Annotated in this window: 22 protein-coding genes; 12 read left to right on the top strand and 10 right to left on the bottom strand. The window is 69.2% G+C overall.

Annotation, left to right across the window (positions count from 1 at the left end; translation table 11 throughout):
- Positions 1-19: 19 nt before the first annotated feature.
- Positions 20-355, bottom strand: coding sequence for a hypothetical protein (locus FOH10_RS17580; RefSeq protein WP_143981553.1), 336 nt, complete (start codon positions 353-355; stop codon positions 20-22).
- On the opposite strand from FOH10_RS17580, the gene FOH10_RS17575 reads away from it, so the two are divergent.
- A complete protein-coding gene (locus tag FOH10_RS17575; protein WP_143981552.1) occupies positions 336-1082 on the top strand; it encodes a hypothetical protein in 747 nt (248 codons plus the stop codon). The two genes, FOH10_RS17580 and FOH10_RS17575, sit on opposite strands and share 20 nt — an antisense overlap.
- A 440-nt stretch (positions 1083-1522) precedes the next feature.
- Here the strand turns inward: FOH10_RS17575 and FOH10_RS17570 are convergent, their stop codons facing one another.
- On the bottom strand, positions 1523-2080 hold the full coding sequence (locus FOH10_RS17570) for a hypothetical protein (RefSeq protein WP_143981551.1): 558 nt from the start codon (positions 2078-2080) through the stop codon (positions 1523-1525).
- Positions 2081-2499: 419 nt separating this feature from the next.
- On the opposite strand from FOH10_RS17570, the gene FOH10_RS17565 reads away from it, so the two are divergent.
- Entirely contained in the window at positions 2500-2880 is a 381-nt protein-coding gene (locus FOH10_RS17565; protein ID WP_143981550.1) for a hypothetical protein, read from the top strand.
- Between the two features lie 54 nt (positions 2881-2934).
- On the opposite strand, the gene FOH10_RS17560 is transcribed toward FOH10_RS17565, so the two are convergent.
- Complete coding sequence (locus tag FOH10_RS17560; protein ID WP_143981549.1) at positions 2935-4059, bottom strand: erythromycin esterase family protein; 1125 nt, start codon at positions 4057-4059, stop codon at positions 2935-2937.
- A gap of 81 nt (positions 4060-4140) precedes the next feature.
- On the opposite strand from FOH10_RS17560, the gene FOH10_RS17555 reads away from it, so the two are divergent.
- Both FOH10_RS17555 and FOH10_RS17550 read left to right on the top strand, forming a co-directional pair.
- Positions 4141-4863, top strand: coding sequence for a TioE family transcriptional regulator (locus tag FOH10_RS17555; RefSeq protein WP_143981548.1), 723 nt, complete (start codon positions 4141-4143; stop codon positions 4861-4863).
- A 64-nt stretch (positions 4864-4927) separates the two neighbouring features.
- Positions 4928-5953 (top strand): alpha/beta hydrolase, encoded by a 1026-nt coding sequence (locus FOH10_RS17550; RefSeq protein ID WP_425326159.1) that lies wholly within the window; start codon positions 4928-4930, stop codon positions 5951-5953.
- A gap of 167 nt (positions 5954-6120) precedes the next feature.
- On the opposite strand, the gene FOH10_RS17545 is transcribed toward FOH10_RS17550, so the two are convergent.
- Positions 6121-6873 (bottom strand): alpha/beta fold hydrolase, encoded by a 753-nt coding sequence (locus FOH10_RS17545; RefSeq protein WP_143981547.1) that lies wholly within the window; start codon positions 6871-6873, stop codon positions 6121-6123.
- A gap of 76 nt (positions 6874-6949) precedes the next feature.
- Between FOH10_RS17545 and FOH10_RS17540 the strand changes: the two genes are divergently transcribed.
- A complete protein-coding gene (locus tag FOH10_RS17540) occupies positions 6950-7555 on the top strand; it encodes a TetR/AcrR family transcriptional regulator (protein ID WP_143981546.1) in 606 nt (201 codons plus the stop codon).
- 338 nt (positions 7556-7893) lie between these two features.
- Here FOH10_RS17540 and FOH10_RS17535 read toward each other — a convergent pair whose 3' ends face one another.
- Together FOH10_RS17535 and FOH10_RS17530 are read right to left on the bottom strand one after the other, a co-directional pair.
- On the bottom strand, positions 7894-8766 hold the full coding sequence (locus tag FOH10_RS17535; protein ID WP_143981545.1) for an LLM class flavin-dependent oxidoreductase: 873 nt from the start codon (positions 8764-8766) through the stop codon (positions 7894-7896).
- A 52-nt stretch (positions 8767-8818) separates the two neighbouring features.
- Complete coding sequence (locus tag FOH10_RS17530) at positions 8819-9700, bottom strand: alpha/beta fold hydrolase (protein WP_143981544.1); 882 nt, start codon at positions 9698-9700, stop codon at positions 8819-8821.
- An 89-nt stretch (positions 9701-9789) separates the two neighbouring features.
- Here FOH10_RS17530 and FOH10_RS17525 point away from each other — a divergent pair, with 89 nt between their 5' ends.
- Together FOH10_RS17525 and FOH10_RS17520 are read left to right on the top strand one after the other, a co-directional pair.
- Positions 9790-10629 carry an N-formylglutamate amidohydrolase gene (locus FOH10_RS17525; RefSeq protein ID WP_143981543.1) on the top strand — a complete coding sequence of 280 codons (840 nt, stop codon included), beginning with the start codon at positions 9790-9792 and terminating at the stop codon, positions 10627-10629.
- Positions 10630-10669: 40 nt separating this feature from the next.
- Positions 10670-11674 (top strand): malate dehydrogenase, encoded by a 1005-nt coding sequence (locus FOH10_RS17520; RefSeq protein WP_143981542.1) that lies wholly within the window; start codon positions 10670-10672, stop codon positions 11672-11674.
- Between the two features lie 15 nt (positions 11675-11689).
- On the opposite strand, the gene FOH10_RS17515 is transcribed toward FOH10_RS17520, so the two are convergent.
- The gene (locus FOH10_RS17515) at positions 11690-12562 is read right to left on the bottom strand and encodes a TIGR03619 family F420-dependent LLM class oxidoreductase (RefSeq protein ID WP_143981541.1); all 873 of its coding nucleotides are present in this window, start codon (positions 12560-12562) and stop codon (positions 11690-11692) included.
- A gap of 247 nt (positions 12563-12809) precedes the next feature.
- Between FOH10_RS17515 and FOH10_RS17510 the strand changes: the two genes are divergently transcribed.
- Positions 12810-13559, top strand: coding sequence for an SDR family oxidoreductase (locus tag FOH10_RS17510; RefSeq protein ID WP_143981540.1), 750 nt, complete (start codon positions 12810-12812; stop codon positions 13557-13559).
- 119 nt (positions 13560-13678) lie between these two features.
- On the opposite strand, the gene FOH10_RS17505 is transcribed toward FOH10_RS17510, so the two are convergent.
- Entirely contained in the window at positions 13679-15271 is a 1593-nt protein-coding gene (locus FOH10_RS17505) for a hypothetical protein (RefSeq protein WP_143981539.1), read from the bottom strand.
- A complete protein-coding gene (locus FOH10_RS17500; RefSeq protein WP_029924340.1) occupies positions 15268-15597 on the bottom strand; it encodes a type VII secretion target in 330 nt (109 codons plus the stop codon). The genes FOH10_RS17505 and FOH10_RS17500 overlap by 4 nt, the downstream gene beginning before the upstream one ends.
- 136 nt (positions 15598-15733) lie before the next feature.
- Between FOH10_RS17500 and FOH10_RS17495 the strand changes: the two genes are divergently transcribed.
- The 4 genes from FOH10_RS17495 to FOH10_RS17480 all read left to right on the top strand — a co-directional run bounded on the left by FOH10_RS17495 (position 15734) and on the right by FOH10_RS17480 (position 20963).
- Positions 15734-16726 (top strand): NAD-dependent epimerase/dehydratase family protein, encoded by a 993-nt coding sequence (locus FOH10_RS17495; RefSeq protein WP_143981538.1) that lies wholly within the window; start codon positions 15734-15736, stop codon positions 16724-16726.
- 31 nt (positions 16727-16757) lie between these two features.
- Positions 16758-17798, top strand: a complete 1041-nt coding sequence (locus FOH10_RS17490) for an Rv2578c family radical SAM protein (protein ID WP_143981537.1) — start codon at positions 16758-16760, stop codon at positions 17796-17798.
- A 157-nt stretch (positions 17799-17955) separates the two neighbouring features.
- A complete protein-coding gene (locus tag FOH10_RS17485) occupies positions 17956-19884 on the top strand; it encodes a 2-oxoacid:acceptor oxidoreductase subunit alpha (protein ID WP_143981536.1) in 1929 nt (642 codons plus the stop codon).
- A complete protein-coding gene (locus FOH10_RS17480) occupies positions 19884-20963 on the top strand; it encodes a 2-oxoacid:ferredoxin oxidoreductase subunit beta (RefSeq protein ID WP_143981535.1) in 1080 nt (359 codons plus the stop codon). The genes FOH10_RS17485 and FOH10_RS17480 overlap by 1 nt, the downstream gene beginning before the upstream one ends.
- A gap of 24 nt (positions 20964-20987) precedes the next feature.
- Here FOH10_RS17480 and FOH10_RS17475 read toward each other — a convergent pair whose 3' ends face one another.
- Positions 20988-21404: a hypothetical protein gene (locus tag FOH10_RS17475; RefSeq protein ID WP_244961256.1), complete on the bottom strand. Its 417-nt coding sequence runs from the start codon at positions 21402-21404 to the stop codon at positions 20988-20990.
- Positions 21405-21633 lie beyond the last annotated feature (229 nt).

Genomic DNA, 21633 nt, shown 5'->3' with positions numbered 1-21633 from the left:
GTGGGGGAGAATCGGCACATCACCGCCCGTCGAAAGGATCGCCCGTGCGCAGCCACCCGCCGAGTCCCGCCCGCCGCACCCGCGAGTCGGAGGCGTAGGCGACGGTGGCGGTGTTCGACGCGCAGGCGCTCATCGATTCCGGCCGGCGCCGCATCTGCGAAGGGTGCGGTTTCCTGGTCGGGACGAATACGCCCCGCTGTCCGCGCTGTGGGCATACGGCCGCCGCCCCGCCGACGTCGGACCAGCCGACCACACCGGCCCGGTCGACGAGGACCCAGCCGAGGACGAGCGCCCAGCCGACGGGAGCGTCCCAGCCCACGGCCCCCACCGGTCGGGTGCCCCGCCAGCGCTCCACGGCTGCTCGCAAGCGGGCGGCCCGGTTCGACGCCGCCGTCGGGGACGGCGAGGTCACCGAGTACGGGCTCGGCGGTATGGCCGGGGTGCCGGACCGCACCATATGGATCGTCTCCCACGGCATTCCGAAGACCCAGGGCTCCATGGTCGCGATCGGCCCCGGTCAGCTCCGGGCCGCCGACAAGGATATGTACGTCTGGCGCGACACCATCGCCGCGGACGCCCTGCTCCGAGTGGGTATCCGCTGGCAGCCCATCGACGCACCGGTCCATATCGACGTGTGCTTCACCCTGCCGTTCCCGCAGCGCTTCGAGGACCAGTCGGAGCGGATCGCCGGACTCGACCCCGAGTGCCCGCCCCGCATCCCCGCCATGCAGACTCCCGACCGCGACAAACTGCTGCGCGCGGTGCAGGACGCGCTCTCCCTACCGAATCCAGGCAATCGCAGCGAGGCCGAATCCCAGGGCATGGCCAGCCGCTTCAAACTGGTCACCGACGATTCCCGCTTCGTCTACGGCTCGGAGGCGAAAACCTATCCGCGCCCGGGACATACGCATTCCTGGGCGCTGGACCGGCCCGGCGCCGTGATCCGCCTGACCATGATCGACGCCGACGTCGCCCCCATGCCCCGGCCCACCCTGCGCGACCCCGGCGCGCTCCCACCCCGGGTGGCGGCCCTGCACGAGGAGGTCGTGCGCCGCAATCGCCTGTCGAACCTGAGCGGTTAGCGCACGTTCGGCTGCGGATTGTCGCGGGTCTGCGTTCTCCGACCTGATCGAGTCTCAGCGCGACAGCGACAAGCCGCCGCCAGGCACGGAGGACCTCTACCAGCCAAGGTCGCAGGTTGCGACCGCGGCGGGGGATCCGGATGGGTGAGATCGATTCCACATGATCACATTCCGGGCGGTGTAGCGGATCGCTCCCGACAGTGCTCGAGCGTACCGAGGGCCTCGGCTACGACACCGCTTCCGGGCTCGCGGGAGTCATCGGCGTTACCTTCCGGCGCGTGCCGGCCTGGTCGCCCTGGCCTGCGGCGGATTCTCCGGTGCGATACCCAACCTCACCGCGGTCTCGCCCGATGTGGTCCCCCGTCCGCCGCGGCCTGGGATTCGCCCTGCTCACCCTTCTCGTCACCCTCGGTGGAGGAGACGGAGCCTGCCGGTGGGAACTAAACCGCCCACGGATCCCAGGGCTCGGGTACGACGATCTCAGCGGCGACCGGGTCGTCGAGTTCATAGCTCGCATCCGCACGTTCGCCGAGCAATCCGGCTAGAACGGTGTCGAGTACTTCCAGATGTTGCTGCCGCAGTGTGCGGGCGGGGCTCTGCATGCGAGCACAGCCGTCGGTGACCGCGTCCGCGATGCCGGCGTCTTCCATGGCCCGCACCAGCAAGCTGGCTTCCATGTACCCGTCGAGTGGCGTTCCGATCGCGCGATACGACCGGGCCGCCTTCAGCAGAAGCGTCAGCAGCACACGCCGGCGCATGTCGCCGGAACCCGACATGGGGTCGGGCAGTCCGAGATCGACGCCGAACAGCTTCTCGAGACCGGCGAGGTAGGCCAGATGAGCCTTCGAACGGATGACCGCGTCGGGGGACCAACTCGCATACGCGGCCTCGGCCTCCACTCCGGTCTTGCCTCCGAGTGTCGAGAACTCTCCTACCGCATCCAGGTAGGCACCCAGCAGTACGGATCGGTCGTAGCGGGCTGGAGAAGTGCCAGTCATGGGGCGAGCTTGCCTGGCCAGGTCCCGTAGCGCGAGTTGATTCTGGCGTGTCGACAACCGCTCTTCGATTCCGAACCGCGGGGTCTCCGGCAGTGCGGAATGCTCCGCGGCCGAAGGAGTCCCCCGCATGAGCGCTGAACACCTGTTGCTGCACGTGCTGTGCGAGCCGGCCTGCGCAACCCCTACCGCGTACAGCTGAACTTGCCGAGCACTAACGGCAGGGAGCCTACGCGGTCCGGCACGAGAGCTCGAACCACGCGGGGTGGTGCCCCGGGGCTGAGGGCAGTAGGTCTGACTATTCGTGCCAGATGCTGGCCGGTCGCTGGCGTGGCATCACTCTGACGAGGATTATTTCCCGCACCGCTGCTCCCGTGCGGTGGAGGTAGCGATCACTCCGTACCGGTTCCTCTGGGGGTAACTTGACCGATCCGAACATGTCGCAACAGAACTGGCTTGCCCCGCATCAGCCGAGCCAGCCGCAAATCCCGATGGCCGGGCCACAGTACGGTCCACCGATGGGGCCGCTCGCGGAGATGCCGCTCGATCAGCGGCGCCAGACGCTGGCGATGGCGGTCGCCAGCGAGGTTGCGCGCGGTGGGCGCGTCGAATCCCAGACCGATACCTCCGCGATCATCGTCACCGGGTCGAAGCCGAATCATGTTCTGCACCTGCTCCTGACGATCCTGACCTGCTTCCTCTGGGCCATTGTGTGGATCGCCGTCGCGATCGGGCAGAAGGAGCATCGCGCCAGCATCTCCGTGGACCCTTACGGTCAGGTTCTCCGACAGCAACTGAGCTGATTTCGGATACACGCGCACGCCCGGCCCTGGAATCCCCGGACTCGGGCACAGGGTTCAGGCGATGTGGAGCACCGCGTCCGTGCCTTCCAGGATGGACTGATCGAGGGGGAAATAGCCCTGCGGTTGGGTGACGTCTGTGCGGACGCGGGCGGAGGGGAGGTCGCGGGTGGGTAGGAGGCCCCAGGTGGGGAAGCGGTGCTGGAGGAAGCCCTCGAAGGTGTCGGCCGCGGGATCGTGCAGTTCGATGGCGTCGCTGTGGCCCAGGCTGCCCGCGATGAAGGTGTAGTGGTCGCCGAGGAACTGGGCGGCGATGGCACCGGTGGGGAACCAGGTGACATCCAGTTCGCCCATGGGCATATGGGTCTGCGTGCGCTGCAGGTGACTGTTGTGGGCGAAGACCAGGGTGGGGCCGCGGTCGGCTTCGATATCGCGGATCTCGAGCAGGTTCTGCGCCATGAGCACGTCCCGGGTGCTGCTGAGCAGGGAGATGCGGGCCTCGGGCTGGAGTGGGCGGGCGGCTTGGCGGTGGTAGCGGAGCAGTCCGAGCGCGGCGGTGAGGTGGGCTCGGGCGCGCAGCCACCGGGCGCGTGAGGTCTTCGCGATCAATGCGGGGGAGCGGCCGTACAACTGGCTGAGCATGTCGTCACCGATCGCCGCCAGCTTCGCGGCCTCGGCGGTCGCGCCCGGCGACACCGTCGGATCCAAGACCGCCTCCGTGCGGCTCCACCGTTCGTCCTCGCCGAGCAGATCCGTCAGCTCGAGATCGAGTTCCAGGTAGTCCCGGGCGAATTCGAGGTAGCGGCGGGGGCTGGGGGCGCTCATCTTCTCCAGCGGGGCGTCGATGCCGTGGAAGGCCACCCGCTGCTCGGGCGGTCGGCCCTCGTTGTACTGGCGCAGCCAGACGACCAGCTCGCGATTGGCCTCCAGCTCGCCGAAGCCGTGCGAGATGCCCTCGCGCAGCACCGTATCGAGATCGCCGACGCCCTCCTGGACGAAGTCGTCCACGGCGAAACCGGCGACGCGATCGGATTCCAGTGCAACGGAGCGGAAGCCGCACTCCACCAGTCGGGCGAACAGGTCGTTGCGCAGCCGCGCGAAGGCGGGTTCGAAATGCGTGGGTTCACCCAGGCCCACGAGTTCACATGACGGGGTGAGGAAGTCTCGAATGTCCTGGCTCATGTATTTCAATCGTATCGTTGAAACCTCTGTGGAAACTTGCCCACCGGTTACCCCGTATTCGGCAGGTAAACTCTCAAACCGATGGTCACTCTGCGCCCCGCCGACCTCGCACGTGAGCACGGCATCTCGACCCAGGCCGTCCGCAACTACGAGCGGGACGGTTTTCTGCCGCCCGCGCGGCGCACCCCCAGCGGCTACCGGGTCTACACCGAGACGCACGCGGCGGCGTTGCGCGCCTACCTGGCGCTGATTCCCGCCTTCGGGCACGCGGCGAGCGGGCGCATCATGAATGCGATCCACGACGGCGCGCTCGACGACGCGCTGACGGTCATCGACGGCGGCCACGGACAGTTGCGGCGCGACCGCGAGACGCTGGTGTCGGTGCGGGCGGCGGTCGAGCAACTCGCCGCAGCGCCGCGCGAGGCCATGGGGCGGACCGGTACCCGGACCATCGGCGAGCTGGCCCGAATGCTCGGACTCACCCCGGCGACCCTGCGCACCTGGGAGGAGGCGGGCATTCTGGCTCCGGATCGCGAACCGGTCACCGACTATCGGCTGTACCGCCCGGCCGATGTACGCGATGCCGAACTGGCCCATCTGCTCCGGCGCGGCGGATACCCGTTGGCGTACATCGCGACGGTGGTCCAGCAGATTCGCGCGGCGGGCGGCACGGACCGGCTGGCCGCGGCCCTGGCGGGGTGGCAGCGGCAGCTCACCGCGCGCGGCGTCGCCATGCTCGAGGCGGCCGGGCAGCTCGGAAGCTATCTCCGCGCCTCGGGCGTCGATACCGGGCCGCACGGCTGAGCGGGGCGGTTACGGTACCAGGGTGATTCGTCGACACCTCCCGTACGGCAGGCGGGCCGCCGCCCTGATCGCCGCGTTCGTCGCGCTAGCCGGAATCGGACTCGTGACGCCCACCGCCGCGGCGGGCGATCCGGTCATGGACTCGCGACAGCTGCTGGCCGATCCGGTCACGCCGAACGGTTCGCGAATCATGAAGGTGACCTTCACCGACGACCGCACGCTCCGACTGTTCGTGTACTCGGCCGCGATGGAGCAGTACTTCCCGGTCGATGTGCAGCGCCCCGCCGACGCCTCGGTGCCGCGACCGACCCTGTATCTGCTCAATGGCGCGGACGGCGGTGAGGGTACGGCGAATTGGCAGACCAAAACCGATATCGTCACCGGCTTCCTCGCCGACAAGAACGTGAACGTGGTGCAGCCGATCGGTGGTGCGTTCACCTACTACACCGACTGGATCGCACCCGACCCGGAGCGCGGAAAGATCAAGTGGCGCACCTTCTTCACCGAGGAGCTGCCCCCGCTCATCGATGCCGCACTGGGCACCAACGGCGTCAATGCCGTTGCCGGACTGTCGACTTCGGGTACCGCAGTGCTCAATCTTCCCATCCACAAGCCCGGCCTGTACCGCGCGGTCGCCGCCTATTCCGGCTGCGCGCAGTCCGCCGACCCGGTCGGACGCGAGTTCATCAAGCTGGCCGTGGAGGTCTGGGGCGGCGGTGATGTCGAGAATATGTACGGCCCCGTCGGCGCCCCCGCCTGGACCGAGAACGACCCGGTCGTCCATGCCGACGGGCTCCGCGGCCTCGACCTGTACCTGTCCACCGGCAACGGTCTCCCCGGCATCCACGACGTCCTGGACAGCGAATACTCCGCCGGCAGCGGCCCCCGCGTCCTCGCCAACCAACTGCTCGTCGGTGGCGTCATCGAGGGCGCGGCCAACTACTGCACCCACAATCTCAAAACCCGCCTGGACGCCCTGAACATCCCCGCCACCTACAACTTTCGTCCCTCCGGCACCCACTCCTGGGGTTACTGGCACGACGACTTCATCGACTCCTGGCCGGTCCTGGCCCGCGGCCTGGGCCTGTAGTCACGACCGGTCGCGAGACGCGGCTTCGGGTGGGCGGGGTCCCGTGTCGGGGCGCCGCGTGGCGTCATGGTCGGATTCGGTTCGCGTGGCCGATCTCCACGAGTGCGGCGATGAGCCGTGTGGTCATCGTCGACCTGCGCGGACCGGCGCGGTCGTGGCCGTGGTGATCACACCCCGCCGACGCGGCTCCGCGCGGCGACCCGGCCGCCCATACCGCGCCCGAGTCGGAGGTGGCGGCATTCGGTGGCGATGGCGGCCGCCAGGGCCGCGGGTTGGTCGCGGGCCACCAGATGTCCGGCCTGCGGGATCTCGGTCACCGTGGCGTGGGGGGCCGTGTGCCGGAAGCGGGCGATGTCGTCGTCGGACAGCGGTGTGTCGGTGCCCGCGCGGACCAGCCGGAGGGGAAGGTCGAGGGTGGCGGTGAGCTGCCGCAGGCGCGGCAATTGGGCGAGGATGTCGTCGACGAGTTCGGTGTAGCCGTCGAGTACACCGGCGTCGGCGAGGAAGCGGCGGGCGCGGGCGGGGTCGATATCGGGGACGACGTCCACCAGGACCAACCGCGCCACCCGGTCGCGCACCGCGGGATCCGCGAGGGCGGCGAGGGTGGCGAGTCCGCCCAGGGACGCGCCGACCACCAGACAGCCCGGGGGTTCGGCGAGCACCATCGCGCCGACATCGGCAGCGCAGGGCGCCAACGTCTTTCGCTCGCCGCCGGATTCGCCGTGGCCGCGCTGGTCGTAGGCCACGCACCGGAATCCCGCCGCCGAGAGCAGCGTCGTCACCGGGGTCCATACCTGTCGCTGTTCGCCACCGGCGTGCAGCAGCAGGACGGACGGTCCGGTGCCGATCTCCTCGCCGTGCAGCACGACCGAGTCGGGGCGGGTGAGGCGTCGGGGTCGGGAAGTGGCTGGGTCGGTCATGGCCGTTCCTCCTACCTTGCGGTGTCAAGGTAGACCGTAGGCGGGTTGCTTTGGCGCGTCAAGGTAAGGTGGCGGCGTGACCGCATCACGTGTACGCCGCGCTCCCGACGAAGCGCGTCGGCTGATCCTGGACGCCGCCGAGCGGCTGCTCGCCGAGGGCGGGGTGGCCGCGGTCCAGGTCCGTGCCGTCGCGGCCGCGGTCGGCATGACCGACGCGGGGGTCAACCACCACTTCGGAAATCGGGACCGGCTACTGGAGGCCCTGCTGCGCCACGGCGGCCGCAAGATCCGGGCCGGACTGCGGCAGGTGCTGGACTCGTGGCTCGACCGCGGCGCCGACCTCGGTGAACTGGTCGAGGCGCTGGCGGGCTTCTATCGACAGGGGTACGGCGAACTGGCCGTCGCCCTGCACGCCGCCGGTTGGCGGGATACGGAATCGGGCATGCTCGCTCCGGTCGTCGACGCCCTGCACGCGCTGCGACCCGATGCCGCCGACATTCCGATCGACGACACCCGGCTGGCCGTCGCCGCCCTGCATCAGGCACTCGCCACCGAACCACTGTACGGCGCACCGTTCCGCCGCAGCGCCGGTCTCACCGGCCGGGCGGCCGATACTTCGGACCGTCAAATACGCTGGTGGACAGAGCATCTCGCCCGATCGCTGGGACTGGATCCGCGCTAGCGCAGATCTGTCCCGGTGTCGTTCCCGGCGACGATTCGCGTGCGCCAGCCTGTCGCGGCGCGATGGCCAGGTGTCGCGATGGCCGTGTGTTCAGCCCGCGATGGCGGTGTAGGTGACCGTGTGTCGACGGCGTGGGTCACCGCGCGGGCGACGGTGTGCGCGGCCGCGTGATGGCGGTGTTCCCGGCCGCGCGGCGACAGCGCGCTCGGCCGCGCGACGGCGGCACGCTGTGGCGTCGCCCATATTCCGGCGTTCCCGGGAGCGGCGGCGTGCCGGTCGACGCGAGCTCGCGGCCGCCGGCGACGCCGCGGTGCCGACCGGGACGCTGCCGTCGTGTTTCAGGGGACCAGGGGGCGCACCCGGTCGGCGACGAAGCGAATGAACCCTTCCGGATCGGGCTCGTCGGCGGTGGGTTCGACGATGACGCTGGTGGCACCCGCCTCGGACCAGCGGATGACGGCGTCGGCGACGGCGTGGGCGTCCCCGGCCACACCGATGCCCGCGATGGCATCGCGTCCCTGGGCGCGGAGTTCGGCGGCCACCCGGTCGGCGGCGTTCGGGCCGGTCGCGGCCAGGAGGTACACGACGATCGGGAAGGGTTGGCCGGTAACGGATTCGGGGCGAGCGGCGGCGACGATCCGGCTGGCTTCGCGAATGCCGTCGGCGGGAGTGGAACTGGTGAGGATGACGCCGTCGGCCGCCGCGCCGACCAGCTGGAGGGTGCGGGGTCCGGTAGCGGCGGCCAGCATCGGCGGTGCGGCGGCGGGCGGCCAATCCAGGCCGACATCGTCGAGCCGCACGTAGCGACCCTTGACGGTCAATCGGTCACCACGCAGCAGCCCCCGCAGCGCGTCGAGATACTCGCGCAGCAGGGTCAGCGGGGAGGCGGCGCGTGCGCCCACCTGCCCCATCCAGTCCTGGACCCCGTGCCCGACACCCCAGATCCCGCGCCCGGGAAACAGGCGTTCCAGCGTGGCGATCTCCATGGCGGTCGCGGCGACATTGCGCAGCGGCACCGGCAGCACGCCGACGCCGACCCGCACCCGCTCCGACCAGGCCAGTGCCGCCGCGGCGGTCGAAATGCCGCCCTCGAGGAAGCAGTCCTCCCACAGCCACAGCTCCTCGAGGCCCGAATCATCCGCTGCCCGAACCGCATTGCGCAGCCGTTCGGGGGGAAGCTGGGGCCGGAACACCACGCCGAGACTCGTCATGGTCCCTGCCTACCAGAATCCGGTATTCGCGTCCGGTGGATTTCGGGAGGGTTCAGGCCCGTGCGGGCTCGTGTGCGCGCACGAATTCCAGGAAGCGGGGGATCGCCCGGTCGGGGATCGCCCAGATCATGTCGTGTCCGACGCCGGGGTAGGTCTCGATATCGGCATCCGGCCGCAGTCGACGGACGTGGTCGGCCGCCCATCCGGGATCGTGCACGACGGTGTCACCGCCGAAGAGGACCAGCAGCGGGGCGGATATCGCGGCGAAGCGTTCCTCGGGCAGCGGACGCGCCCACGGCATTCCCTGCCGAAAATCGAAGCTCGCCAACAGCATTGCCCAACCCGACTCGGTGAGCCGGGTGCGTGGAGCGATCCACTGGTTGAACTTCTCCATCTTCGCCCGCGTAGGGCGGAATCCGGCGACCATGAAGCGCCACAGCACTCGCCAGCTCGGCCGCGCGAAGGTGGCCGGAGCCGGTTCCAGCAGGCTCAGACTGGCCACCCGGTCGGGGCGGTGGGCCGCGACCACGGCTGCCAGCCATCCGCCCAGGGAATAGCCCGCCACATGGACGTGATCGGCCCCGAGTCCGGCGATCGTCTCGGCTGCCCACTCGGCGATCTCGTTTTCGTCGCGCAGGGGAGAGGTCTGCACGCAGCGCCCGGCCCAGCCCATGACGTCGGGCGTGTACACCGTGCGGTCGTGTGCCAGCTCGGTGATGAACTGGCTCCAGAACAATCCGTTGCCCTGCATCCCGGGGAAGAGGAACAGCGGCGTTCCTTCCCCCGCCCCCGATCGGCGGACACGTGTTGTGCCGAAGGAGGTTTCGACGTCGATATCGGTCCACGGCACCGGCCACGCCGCCGCCACGGCATCGTAGGCGCGCAGATAGGCGGCCCGCGCCGCGTCATCGGTGAACCGTCCGAGCTTGGTCATGATCTCCCCTTTCTGCTTGATGATACGAACATATCACGAAGATGGTATGTGCGTATCATCAAGCGTGGGACATCGAAGGGAGTGCGTGCATGACGCAGCCGCGCGTGATCCTTCCGGGCGACCCGACCAGTCCGGTGGTGCTGCACGTGCCGCATGCGGGACGCGAGATTCCGCCCGACGTGCGCGCCGGAATCGCCCTGTCCGAGTCGGCGCTCGCGGCCGAGCTCGCCGAATCCACCGATACCGCAACCGATTCGATCGCCGCGACGGCGACCGAGCGGGCGGCGCGGCGGCCGTGGCGGGCGGTGCACCGCTACTCGCGCCTGGTGGTGGATCCCGAGCGCTTCCCCGACGCGAGCGAACCGATGCTGCGGCACGGGCGCGGCGCGGTGTACGAACGCACCTGCGGCGGAGCGGCTTTGCGCACGGGTACGGGGCCGACGGCCGATGAACTCCTGGCGCGATACTTCCATCCCTACGCCGCCGCCGTCACCGCCCTGGTGTCCGAGCGGCTGGCGGCCACCGGCGCTGCCGCGGTGGTCGACGTGCACTCCTATCCGGCGCGTCCCTCGGCATTCGAGAATGCCGCCCGGCCGCGCCCGCCGATCTGCGTCGGCACCGACGCGACGCACACCCCGCCCTGGCTCGCGGAGGCCGCGCGGCGGGTATTCGAGGCGGCGGGCGCGGTCGAGTTCGACACCCCGTACGCCGGTTGCTATGTCCCGCTGGCCCACTATCGTCGCGACCTCCGGGTCGCCGCCGTCATGATCGAGATCCGTCGCGACCTGTACCTCGACGCATACGGGGAACCCCGGCCCGCGGCCGTCGCCGATCTTGGTTCGATGCTCGCCGAACTGGCCGACGCCGCCACTGTCTACTCGCTCACGTCCGGCTCACCAACCGGGACCGGGCAGGGTGAGCGTGATTAGGGTGAACAGCGGAGTGTCCGACAAGCGCTAGGAGTTCGTCGTGAGCAGTGCCGCCCGACCCGTGACCGTCACCGTGACCGGTGCCGCCGGACAGATCGCCTACGGTCTGCTGTTCCGGATCGCCTCCGGGGCCATGCTCGGACCGGACACTCCGGTGCGGCTGCGACTGCTCGAGATCCCGGCCGCGGTGGGCTCCCTCGAAGGGGTGGCCATGGAACTCGAGGACGGCGCGTTCCCGCTGCTGTCGTCGATCGACATCTCCGATGACCCGTGGATCGGCTTCGACGGGGCGAATATCGCGCTGCTCGTCGGCGCGCGTCCCCGCACCGCCGGTATGGAACGCGCCGATCTGCTCGCCGCCAACGGTCCGATCTTCACCGATCAGGGCGCGGCCATCAATGCCAGTGCGGCCGACGACGTCAAGGTGCTGGTGATCGGAAACCCGGCCAATACCAACGCCTTCATCGCCGCGAGCAACGCACCCGATGTGCCCGCCGCGCGATTCACCGCGCTGACCCGGCTGGACCACAATCGAGCCATCGCCCAGGTGGCGAAGAAGACCGGCGTGCCCGCCGCCGATATCCACCGTATCGCGGTGTGGGGCAACCACTCCGCCACCCAGTATCCGGATATCAGCCACGCCACCGTGGCCGGACGGCCCGCACCGGAGGTGATCGACGATCGCGACTGGATCGAGCACGACTTCATTCCCACCGTGCAGCAACGGGGTACGGCCATCATCCAGGCGCGCGGCGCGTCGTCGGCGGCGAGTGCGGCCAGCGCCGCCATCGATCACGTCCACGACTGGGTGCTGGGCAGCGCGGCCGGGGACTGGGTGTCGATGGCGGTGCCGTCGGACGGTTCCTACGGGGTGCCGGAAGGGCTGATCAGCTCGTTCCCGGTCACCTGCGCGGACGGCGCGTACACCATCGTTCCCGACCTCGCCATCGACGAATTCTCCCGGGCGCGTATCGATCTCAGCGTGGCCGAGCTGGCGAGCGAACGCGACGCCGTCATCGAGCTCGGCTTCGCCAAGCGGTCCTGAGCCGGGTGTTCCCGGTCAGCTCAACTTGGCGATCACATTGTCGCCGTACCACTTCAGCTTGGTGATCTTGTCCGCCAGCGATTCGGTGTCGTGCTCCATGGCATAGGAGTTGCGGAAGCCGACGATCAGATCGGTGATGCCCTTCTCCTCGAGGCGCTTCACCCCGTCGGGGGTGTAACCGTCGCGGGAGACGGCATGGATCTCGAACGGGGTGGTCAGGTCGCGCTCGGCGCGCAGCTCTTCGATGCGCGCCAGGTACTTGTCCAGATCCTCGGCGCTGCCGCCGGCGTGCATCCAGCCGTCGGACAGGCGCACCGCGCGCTTCAACGCGGCGTCGGAGTGGCCGCCGATCAGAATGGGCAGCGGCTCGGTGGGGGCGGGGGTGAGCTTGATGCGCGGAATGTCGTAGAACTCGCCGTGGTACTCGAAGTACTCGCCGGTGGAGAGGCCGCGCACGATCTCGATGCACTCGTCGAGCCGCTTGCCGCGCTTCTCGAACGGCACGCCCATGATTTGGAAGTCCTCCGGCCACGGGCTGATGCCCACGCCCAGGGCGAAGCGGTTGTTGCTCAGGCGAGCGAGGGAACTGGCCTGCTTGGCCACCAGTACCGGCGGGCGGATGGGCAGCTTCAGTACGAACGGGGTCAGTCGCAGCGTGGTGGTGGCCGCCGCGATGGCGGCCGACAGCACGAAGGTCTCGATGAACGGTTTGCCGTCGAGGAATTCCCGATTGCCGTCCTTGGTGTAGGGATATTTCGAGTCCGACTCCGCGGGGTAGGCGATGCTGTCGGCGACGGTCATGCTGTGGAATCCGGCGGCCTCCGCGGCCTGGGCCAGCGGGACGTAGTAGTCCGGATCGGTCATCGCCTCCGCATAGGTGAAGCGCATCGGGTCGTCCTCTCGACAGTGGGCGGGCGAAAACTAGAACAGATTCTATTTCTTGCGCTGATGCTAGTCCGGCACCGCGGTGGTCCGCGACCGAACCGGCGATCCGAATCCGGACGGCGGACACGCCCAGGGGTGCATGGTCAGTCGTAGCGGGTGCGCCCGGGGTGCGGCGACCGCGGTCCCGGTGTCCGAGATCGGATCCGTCGGGCATTGCCCGGTGAATCTGCATCCTGTTCTAATCACAGCCATGACGATCGCCATCACCGGCTCCGCCTCGGGCATCGGCGCGGCCACCGCCGCCGTCCTGCGCGCCGCCGGGCACGACATCATCGGCATCGACCTGGCCGCCGCCGACCTCACCGGCGACCTCACAGACGCGGACGTGCGAGCGGGAATCGTCGACCAGGTGCTCGAACGCGGCGGGGGAGTGCTCGACGGACTCGTACTGTGCGCGGGCGTCGGGCCGCAGGTCCCCGACCCGATGCGCATTGTCGAGATCAACTACCGCAGTACCATCGCCCTGCTCGATGCCCTGCTGCCCGCGCTGCGCAAGGGGGAATCACCCGCGGCCGTGGTCGTGTCGTCGGTGGCGTCGACCCACCTGGCCTGGGCGCAGAACCCCATCGCCACCGGCACCGAGGCGGAGGCGTTCGCCTCCGCCGGGGACTACGCGGGCAGCTACGCCTACGCCGCCTCCAAGAACGCCGTCACCGTCGCGGTCCGCCGCCGCGCCGCCGAGTGGGGCGCGGCCGGGGTGCGGCTCAATGCCGTGGCGCCCGGCAGCGTCGAAACCCCGCTGCTGCAAGCGGGTCTGGACGACCCCCGCTACGGCGAGGCCATCCGCAACTTCACCTCACCCGTCGGCCGCAACGGCCGCCCCGAGGAGATCGCCGACCTGATCGCCTACCTGCTGAGCCCGCGCGCCGGATTCATCCACGGCGCGCAATTCGTCATCGACGGCGGCACCGACGCCCAGGCCCGACCGGAAGCCGTGTGAGCGTTGCCGCTCGGCCGCCGCGAACGTTCCCGCGAGCGGGCCGGTCGGTTGATCCGCTCACGGTCGGCAGGTCCGCGACCGCCGGGAAGGACGCGGAGTGGCGCTCCTGCTGCGGTGGGTCAGGATGTGGCGTCGTGGTCGCCGGAACCGTCCGCGGTGGCGGTGTCGCCGATGACTTCGGGGCTGGCCGGGCCGAGATTGCCGGTGAGTTCGGCTTCGCCGGAGTGGTTGTGGTGAGGTTGGACGGTGCGGGTGTGGTTGTCGTCGGTGCCACGCTGGCCCGCCGCGCCGCCGTAGGGCGCGCCCATGTAGCCGCCCGGGGGCATGCCGCCGACGCCGGGAGCACCGGGGGCGCCGGAACCGAACGGGGAGCCCGCGGCGGGGGCGAGTTTGCCGCCTGGGATGGAGGAGCCGGGTCCGCCCGGCTTGGCGGCGAGTCCACCGAGTCCGCCGATACCGTCCGCGCCGCCGCCACCTCCGGCTCCGCCGCCGAGACCGGCGGCCTTGGTGTCGAGATCGCCCGAGGTGGCCGGGATCGGGCCGGTACCGGCGGGTGTGGTGGCCTGGTCGATACCGGACTTCAGCAGTTCCTGAGCCTGCGACAGGATCGGCTGGCCGACATTCTGCGCCAGGGACTGGGCGACCTCGGCGGGGTTGGGTCCGCCGCCCCGGCCGAGCAGCGGACCCAGTACGCCGCTCAACTGCGCTGTGTAGGTGCTCAATTCGCCGCGGGTGGCGTTGACCACGGCCACCGCCGCGCCGAGATGCTCGGTGGCCGAGGCGATCAGAGCGGCCTGACCGGGCGGGGTGAGTGCCACGGGGGCCATGGCGGTCGCCTGGGCCGCGAAGGATTGCGCGATGGCGGTGAGCTGTAGATTGCCGCGCTGGACCACCGCGGCGGCCTGTTCGGTGAGCGCGGAGATGTCGAAGCCGCGCTGGGCGGTCTCCGCGCCGTGGCTCTGTGCCTCCTGCCCGGCCGCCTGGGCGGCGGTGCCGGATGTGCCCTGCCACAACGTCTCGACCGTCTTCAGCGCACCGGTGCCGATCTGAACGGCCCCCTCGATGAACTTCGAGGACTGACTCAGCAGGGTGGTCGGGTTCACCGCGCTCAACACCCCGGTGCCGAAGCCGTTCAGCAGGTCGAGGAACGGTGTGAACAGTGCGTCGAGACCCGGGATCGCGGGCAGTGCCATCCCATTCAGCAGCGCTTGGACCGGATCGGCGGGCAGTGGCGGCAGCGCGCCCGGCGCGAGCCCCGCCCGCGCGAGCGCGGTCTGCGCGTCGGCGAGGGTGCCGGAGGGATCGTTCAGGGCGGACCGGGCGCTGTCGAGCACCCTCTGTGCGGAATCGAGGGCGGTTCGTCCGCCGTCGAGCACACCTTGGGTGGCGTCGAGTCCGGAAGTCCCCCCGAGCATCCCGGAAGCGTCGTCGGGGCCGGGGTGTCCGCCGAGTACCGCCGTCGGCTCGGTGGCGGCCGTACCCGATATTCCGGCCGGTATCCCGCCCGGAACCGGTGTCGCGCCCTGCTCGAATTCCTTGCGCGCCGCCAGATACGCGGGCGGCTCGAACGGTGCGATATCGGCGGGCAGCTGGAACAGCGGCACATCGGGAAGCGGCCCGCGCGGGCCGGTTCCGGCGGCGGGCATCGTCACCAGCGACTCCCCGGCGGCCGAGGCGGGGCCGATCACGCCCGAGGGATCGACGGGGCTCATCCCTGTCCTCCGATCGCCGTGTCCATCCGGTCCAGACCGCCCGCGAACTCGCCGTCGGTGGTCTGGATGGCCGTCGCGGTTCCGGCGGCCACCTGCCCAAGGTGCGCGTAGCGCGCCGAGAGCGCGTTGACGTCCTTGCCGTGCAGCAGCTCCGCCACCGCGAACATGGCCAGATAGTCGGCGCCGATGAGCCCGAAGACGGGCGTCATGGCGGCGACATTGGCTACAGTGTCCAGGTTGCCCGCAGCAGCGATATCGCCCGCGACACCGTGCTGGGTCGTGGCGAAGGCGCGGACCGCTTCCGGATCCACCGAGAGTTCGGTCATGACTCGCCCCCCGATCGTCGTGGACAGATAGCGGTTCCGAATATATCGGACCGCGCTGACGAGCGCGCGTGGCCTATCCACAGGCAGGATGACTAGAACTTGTTGCAATTTAGAACAGGTTCTATATTCATTGTTCATGAAGGTCGCAGTCACCGGCGCCGCCGGGTTCCTTGGCACCAATTTGCTTCGCCTGCTTACCGATCGCGGACACGAGGTGACCGCCATCGATCGGGTCCGGCCCACCGGCGTCGCGGAACCGGGTGTCACCTGGGTGACCGGAGACGTGCTCGACCCCGCCTCCATGCGCACCGCGCTCGAGGGGGCCGAGGTGGTGTACCACCTGGTCGCGGTCATCACTCTGGCCCAGAAGAACGACCTCGCCTGGCGCATCAACACCGAGGGAGTGCGCGTGGTCGCCGAGGCCGCGCTCGCCGTCGGCGCGCGCCGGTTCGTGCACGCCAGCTCCATTCACGCGTTCAACCAGTACCAGTGCGGCGGCCGCATCGACGAGCGCACCGCGCGGTCCATCAGCCCGGATCTGCCGGTCTACGACCGGTCCAAATGGCAGGGCGAGGTCGAACTGCGCAAGGTCGTCGACAAGGGCCTCGACGCCGTGCTGTGCAACCCCACCGGTGTCTACGGCCCGGTCGACTACACCCGCTCGCGCATCAACGGCACCCTGCTCGACGCGTCCAAGGGTCGCGTCCCGGTCATGATCGGCGGCAGCTTCGATCTGGTCGACGTGCGCGATGTGGCCCTCGGCCTGGTGCTGGCCGGGGAGCGCGGCCGGACCGGGGAGAACTACCTGATCACCGGCCATATGCAGACCATGTGGGATGTCACCCGGCTGGCCGCGGCCATCAATGGCAAGAAGGGGCCGCGCTTCCTGATTCCGGCGCAGGCCGTCTCGGCCGTCATGCCGGTGCTGGAACCGATGGGCAAGCTCTTCGGCAGCGACATCCTGTCCAAGGCCGCCATGGGCGCGCTCATCTCCGCGCCCGTCGTGGACGGCACCAAGGCCAGGACCGAACTCGGCTATCAGCCGCGTCCGACCGAGGAGACGGTGCGCGATCTGATCGCCTTCGCCGATAACGAGCTCGGCAAGGTCGACACGCGGCAGATCGCTTGACAGTATCTAGAACACATGTTCGACTGGGAACGTGCGGTGGCAGAACCAGACCCTGGACGCCGATGACGGCGCGCTGCCGGGACTCGAGCGGGCTGGTCTCGTGCGCAGCGTACAGACTCCCGAGTTCGAGGGCATCACTTTCCACGAGGTGCTCTGCAAAAGCGCGCTGAACAAGCTCCCGGAGGGCGGCAGCATGCCGTTCAACTGGACCATCAATCCCATGCGCGGGTGTTCGCACGCGTGCCGCTACTGCTTCGCGCGCGGCTCGCACGAGTACCTGGACCTGGACGCGGGGCGGGATTTCGACAGCCAGATCGTCGTCAAGACGAATGTGGTGCCCGTCCTGCGCCGGGAGGTGCGCAAGCGCTCCTGGCGGCGGGAAACCGTTGCGCTGGGCTCGAATACGGACCCCTACCAGCGTGCCGAGGGCCGCTACCGGCTGATGCCGGGCATCATCTCCGCGCTCACCGAATCGGGCACGCCCTTCTCGATTCTCACCAAGGGCACGCTCATGCGGCGGGACCTGCCGCTGCTCACCCAGGCGGCGCAGCAGGTTCCCATCGATCTGGCGGTGTCGCTCGCCATCCTCGACGAGGATCTGCACCGCAGCCTGGAACCGGGCACGCCGTCGCCGCGGGCCCGCCTGGACCTCATCCGCGCGCTCGCCGACTCCGGATTCGCCGTGAATGTCATGGTGGCACCGGTGATTCCGTACCTCACCGACGGCAAGGCGCATCTGGACGCGCTGTTCGAGGCCATCGCAGACGCGGGCGCGGCCGGGGTTACCGCCTTCCCCATGCATCTGCGCGGCTCCACCCGCGACTGGTTCCTGGAATGGCTGGCCGCGGAGCATCCCGCGCTCATCCGACGCTACCGACAGCTGTACGGTCGCGGAAGTTCGGTGACACCCGAGTATTCTGCTTGGCTGCGCGGCCGCATCGAGCCGCTGCTGGAGAAACACCGTTTGAACCGTGCACGTCCGGCCGGGCCCGAGCTACGGGCCGTCGCCGAATCCGCATCGCGGCCCGCCGCGGAGCGGACGCCCGACCGGCAACTGGCGCTGTTCGCCTGATCCGGCTGAGATTCACCAGAACAACCGCTCGATTTCGCGGGTGTGTCGCGAATACAGCGGAGTAGTTTGGCGTTGATACCTCACAGCGACGAGGAAGTGATGCAGGCGCATGGTTTCGCAGCACGACGATGAACCCCTGGCACCCGCCGGATCTCCGATGCCCGCGTCCGGAAACGGCGGCGTCACAGAGAAATTGGAAAGGGTGGTTATTCGCTTCGCGGGTGACTCCGGTGACGGCGTGCAGCTCACCGGTGACCGGTTCACCCACGAGGCCGCCGCCTTCGGCAACGATCTCGCCACCCAGCCCAACTTTCCCGCCGAGATCCGAGCGCCGCAGGGCACGCTGCCGGGTGTTTCGTCGTTCCAGATCCAGATCGCCGACTACGACATCCTGACCGCCGGTGACCAGCCCGATGTGCTGGTGGCGATGAATCCCGCGGCGCTCAAGGCGAATCTGGAGGAGTTGGCGCGCGGCGCCACCGTCATCGTCAATACCGACGAGTTCACCAAGCGGAATCTGGCCAAGGTCGGCTACAGCGGCGATCCGCTCGCCGATGACACGCTGTCGGATTTCGTGGTGCACCGGGTACCCATGACCTCGCTGACGCTCGGCGCGACCGAACCGACCGGTATTGGAAAGAAGGACGGGCAGCGCGCCAAGAATATGTTCGCGCTCGGTTTGCTGTCCTGGATGTACGGACGGCCGATCAGCGGAACCGAACAGTTCATCCGGGAGAAATTCGCCGCCAAACCCGAGGTGGCGGAAGCAAATATTCTCGCAATTCGGGCGGGCTGGAATTACGGCGAAACCACCGAGGCATTCGCGAGCACCTACGAGGTTGCCCCGGCGACGCTGCCGCCCGGCACCTACCGGCAGATCACCGGCAATACCGCCCTGGCCTACGGCATCGTGGCGGCGGGGCAACTGGCCGGTTTACCGGTCTTCCTGGGCACCTACCCCATCACCCCGGCCTCCGACATCCTGCACGAACTGAGCAAGCACAAGAACTTCGGCGTCACCACCTTCCAGGCCGAGGACGAGATCGCCGGAATCGGTGCGGCGCTGGGCGCTTCGATCGGCGGCGCGCTGGGGGTGACCAGCACCTCCGGCCCCGGACTGGCGCTCAAGAGCGAAACCGTCGGACTGGCCGTCATGACCGAGGTGCCGCTGCTCATCGTGGACGTGCAACGCGGTGGACCGTCCACCGGCCTGCCGACCAAGACCGAGCAGGCCGATCTGCTCCAGGCGCTCTACGGGCGCAATGGCGAATCGCCGGTGGCGGTGCTGGCGCCACGCTCACCCGCCGACTGCTTCGATACCGCCGTGCAGGCGGCGCGCATCGCGCTGACCTACCGCACCCCGGTGCTGCTGCTGTCCGACGGTGCCATTGCCAATGGGTCGGAGCCGTGGGCGATTCCGCGGGTGTCGGATCTGCCGCGCATCGATCCCGGATTCGAACCCGATGCCGAGGACGAGGGCGGGTTCCAGCCCTACGCCCGCGATCCCGAAACCCTGGCCCGTCCGTTCGCCGTCCCGGGCACCAGCGGCCGGGCGCACCGCATCGGCGGTCTCGAAAAGGCCGACGGCAGCGGCAATATCTCCTACGATCCGGCCAATCACGAGTTGATGGTCCGGTTGCGGCAAGCCAAGATCGACGGCATCACCGTGCCCGATCTCGAGGTCGACGACCCGGACGGGCGCGCCGAACTGCTGCTCATCGGATGGGGCAGTTCCTACGGACCGATCGGCGAGGCGTGCCGCCGGGCACGGCGCCGCGGCGTACCGGTGGCGCAGGCGCATCTGCGGTATCTGAATCCCTTCCCCGCCAATCTCGGTGAGGTGCTGGGCCGCTATCGCACAGTGGTCGCGCCGGAGATGAACGGCGGTCAGCTCGCCCTGCTGCTGCGGGCGAAATACCTGGTGGACGTGCAGCCCTGGACCAAGATCGCCGGAACCGCGTTCTCGGCGCAGGAACTGGTCGGCGTGATCGACGCGGCACTGGACGGATCCATCGCGGAGATGGAACAGGACAAGGCTTTCGCCGCACGGGCGCGGGCCACCTACCGCACCCCAGGGGGTAAGTGATGACCATTGTCGAGAATCCGTTCGTCGGAACCGATCTGGGGCTCACCGGCCTGTCCGGCGTGCCCGCCGCCGACCGACCGCAGAAGGTCAAGGAGTTCACCTCCGATCAGGAGGTGCGCTGGTGCCCCGGCTGCGGCGACTACGTGATCCTGGCGACCGTGCGCGGTTTCCTGGCCGAACTCGGGTTGCGGCGCGAGAACCTCATGTTCGTCTCGGGGATCGGCTGCTCCAGCCGCTTCCCGTACTACCTGGAAGCCTATGGGCTGCACTCGATCCACGGCCGCGCCCCGGCCATCGCCACCGGACTGGCGGTGACGCGACCCGATCTGTCGGTCTGGGTGGTCACCGGTGACGGCGACGCGCTCTCCATCGGCGGCAATCACCTCATCCACGCGCTGCGGCGCAATGTGAACATGACGATCCTGCTGTTCAACAATCGGATCTACGGGCTCACCAAGGGGCAGTACTCGCCGACCTCGGAAACCGGCAAGATCACCAAGTCCACCCCGATGGGCTCGGTCGACCACCCCTTCAACACGCTGTCGGTGGCGCTGGGCGCCGAGGCCACCTTCGCCGCCCGCGCCCTGGACTCCGACCGCGCCGGACTCACCGAGGTGCTGCGCGCGGCGGCCGAACACCGGGGCACCTCCTTCGTGGAGATCCTCCAGGACTGCCCGATCTTCAACGACGGCTCCTTCGACGATCTGCGCAAGGAGAACGCCGCCGCCCACCTCGTTCCACTGCGCCACGGCGAACCGATCCGCTTCGGCGCCGACGGTGAGATGGCGGTGGTGCGCAATGGTTTCGGGCTGCGCGTCGCCCGCGCCGACAGTGTCGCCGAGGCCGATATCGTCGTCCACGACGCCTACACCGACAGCCCCGAATACGCCTACGCCCTCTCCCGGCTGTCCGATCAGGACCTCTCGCACGTGGTCACCGGCGTATTCCGCAGCGTCTCCCGCCCGACCTACGACGACGGCGTGCGCGCCCAGGCCGAGACGGCCCGGGAACGCAAACCGGTGGACGACGACGCCCTGCAGGGTCTGCTCACCGGTCGCGAAACCTGGACCGTCGGATAGCGTTTCAGCGTTCGGACAGCGGTTTCAGCGGTCGGCGACGAAGGCGTCGAGGAGTTTCTCCGACAGTGTGGCGAACCGGGTGCGGTTCGCCCGCTGCTCCTCGGTGAGGCCGTCGGTGGTCTCCGGGTCGTAGACGATGACGTGCGCGTCCTGATCCGGCTGCTGCGGGGTGTAGTCGAGAATCATGCTGCTCTGGTTGGAGACGCCCGCATTCCCCATATCCAGGGTGGTCAGCGCCCGCGTCTCGGTGATCGCGGCGGTGACCACCTCCTGCGGAATGGTGCCGGTGATCTCCTGCGGTGGGGTATTCGCGCTCCGATCCGGATCGGCGGCATCGGGACGCCGAATGGCCCGCCCGTCGGCCTGCACCTCGAGCAGCGGCCGCAGATCGGTGCGCCCGATGAGCCAGCCGTTCGGGATCGACGTGAGCGTGAACAACATCGGACCCGTGACGGGCGCCGGTGCCGCCGGAGCCACGGGCGACGCCGGCGCCGGTTCCTGCGCACCGCCCACCCCACCGCTAACGGTGAGCGAAGCGGCGGTCACCACGACCGCCGCCACCGACCGCAACACGTTCCGCCGCCCGAAAAGTCCTGTAGCACCGCGTATTCCCATGAACCAATCCCTCCGTACCGGCGAACCTCCCGCCCGCCGACGGTGATTGTCCACC

The organism is Nocardia otitidiscaviarum (assembly GCF_007362295.1).
Lineage (GTDB): Bacteria > Actinomycetota > Actinomycetes > Mycobacteriales > Mycobacteriaceae > Nocardia > Nocardia otitidiscaviarum.
The sequence above is the reverse complement of the archived record's forward strand: the minus strand, read 5'-3'. Positions and strand labels throughout refer to the sequence as shown.

Excerpts from the sequence above, each read along its gene's own strand:
- FOH10_RS17570 (WP_143981551.1), bottom strand. The coding sequence starts at position 2,080 with ATGACTGGCACTTCTCCAGCCCGCTACGACCGATCCGTACTGCTGGGT.
- FOH10_RS17560 (WP_143981549.1), bottom strand. The coding sequence starts at position 4,059 with ATGAGCCAGGACATTCGAGACTTCCTCACCCCGTCATGTGAACTCGTG.
- FOH10_RS17555 (WP_143981548.1), top strand. The coding sequence starts at position 4,141 with ATGGTCACTCTGCGCCCCGCCGACCTCGCACGTGAGCACGGCATCTCG.
- FOH10_RS17545 (WP_143981547.1), bottom strand. The coding sequence starts at position 6,873 with ATGACCGACCCAGCCACTTCCCGACCCCGACGCCTCACCCGCCCCGAC.
- FOH10_RS17535 (WP_143981545.1), bottom strand. The coding sequence starts at position 8,766 with ATGACGAGTCTCGGCGTGGTGTTCCGGCCCCAGCTTCCCCCCGAACGG.
- FOH10_RS17530 (WP_143981544.1), bottom strand. The coding sequence starts at position 9,700 with ATGACCAAGCTCGGACGGTTCACCGATGACGCGGCGCGGGCCGCCTAT.
- FOH10_RS17525 (WP_143981543.1), top strand. The coding sequence starts at position 9,790 with ATGACGCAGCCGCGCGTGATCCTTCCGGGCGACCCGACCAGTCCGGTG.
- FOH10_RS17515 (WP_143981541.1), bottom strand. The coding sequence starts at position 12,562 with ATGCGCTTCACCTATGCGGAGGCGATGACCGATCCGGACTACTACGTC.
- FOH10_RS17510 (WP_143981540.1), top strand. The coding sequence starts at position 12,810 with ATGACGATCGCCATCACCGGCTCCGCCTCGGGCATCGGCGCGGCCACC.
- FOH10_RS17505 (WP_143981539.1), bottom strand. The coding sequence starts at position 15,271 with ATGAGCCCCGTCGATCCCTCGGGCGTGATCGGCCCCGCCTCGGCCGCC.
- FOH10_RS17500 (WP_029924340.1), bottom strand. The coding sequence starts at position 15,597 with ATGACCGAACTCTCGGTGGATCCGGAAGCGGTCCGCGCCTTCGCCACG.
- FOH10_RS17495 (WP_143981538.1), top strand. The coding sequence starts at position 15,734 with ATGAAGGTCGCAGTCACCGGCGCCGCCGGGTTCCTTGGCACCAATTTG.
- FOH10_RS17485 (WP_143981536.1), top strand. The coding sequence starts at position 17,956 with ATGCCCGCGTCCGGAAACGGCGGCGTCACAGAGAAATTGGAAAGGGTG.
- FOH10_RS17480 (WP_143981535.1), top strand. The coding sequence starts at position 19,884 with ATGACCATTGTCGAGAATCCGTTCGTCGGAACCGATCTGGGGCTCACC.
- FOH10_RS17475 (WP_244961256.1), bottom strand. The coding sequence starts at position 21,404 with ATGTTGTTCACGCTCACGTCGATCCCGAACGGCTGGCTCATCGGGCGC.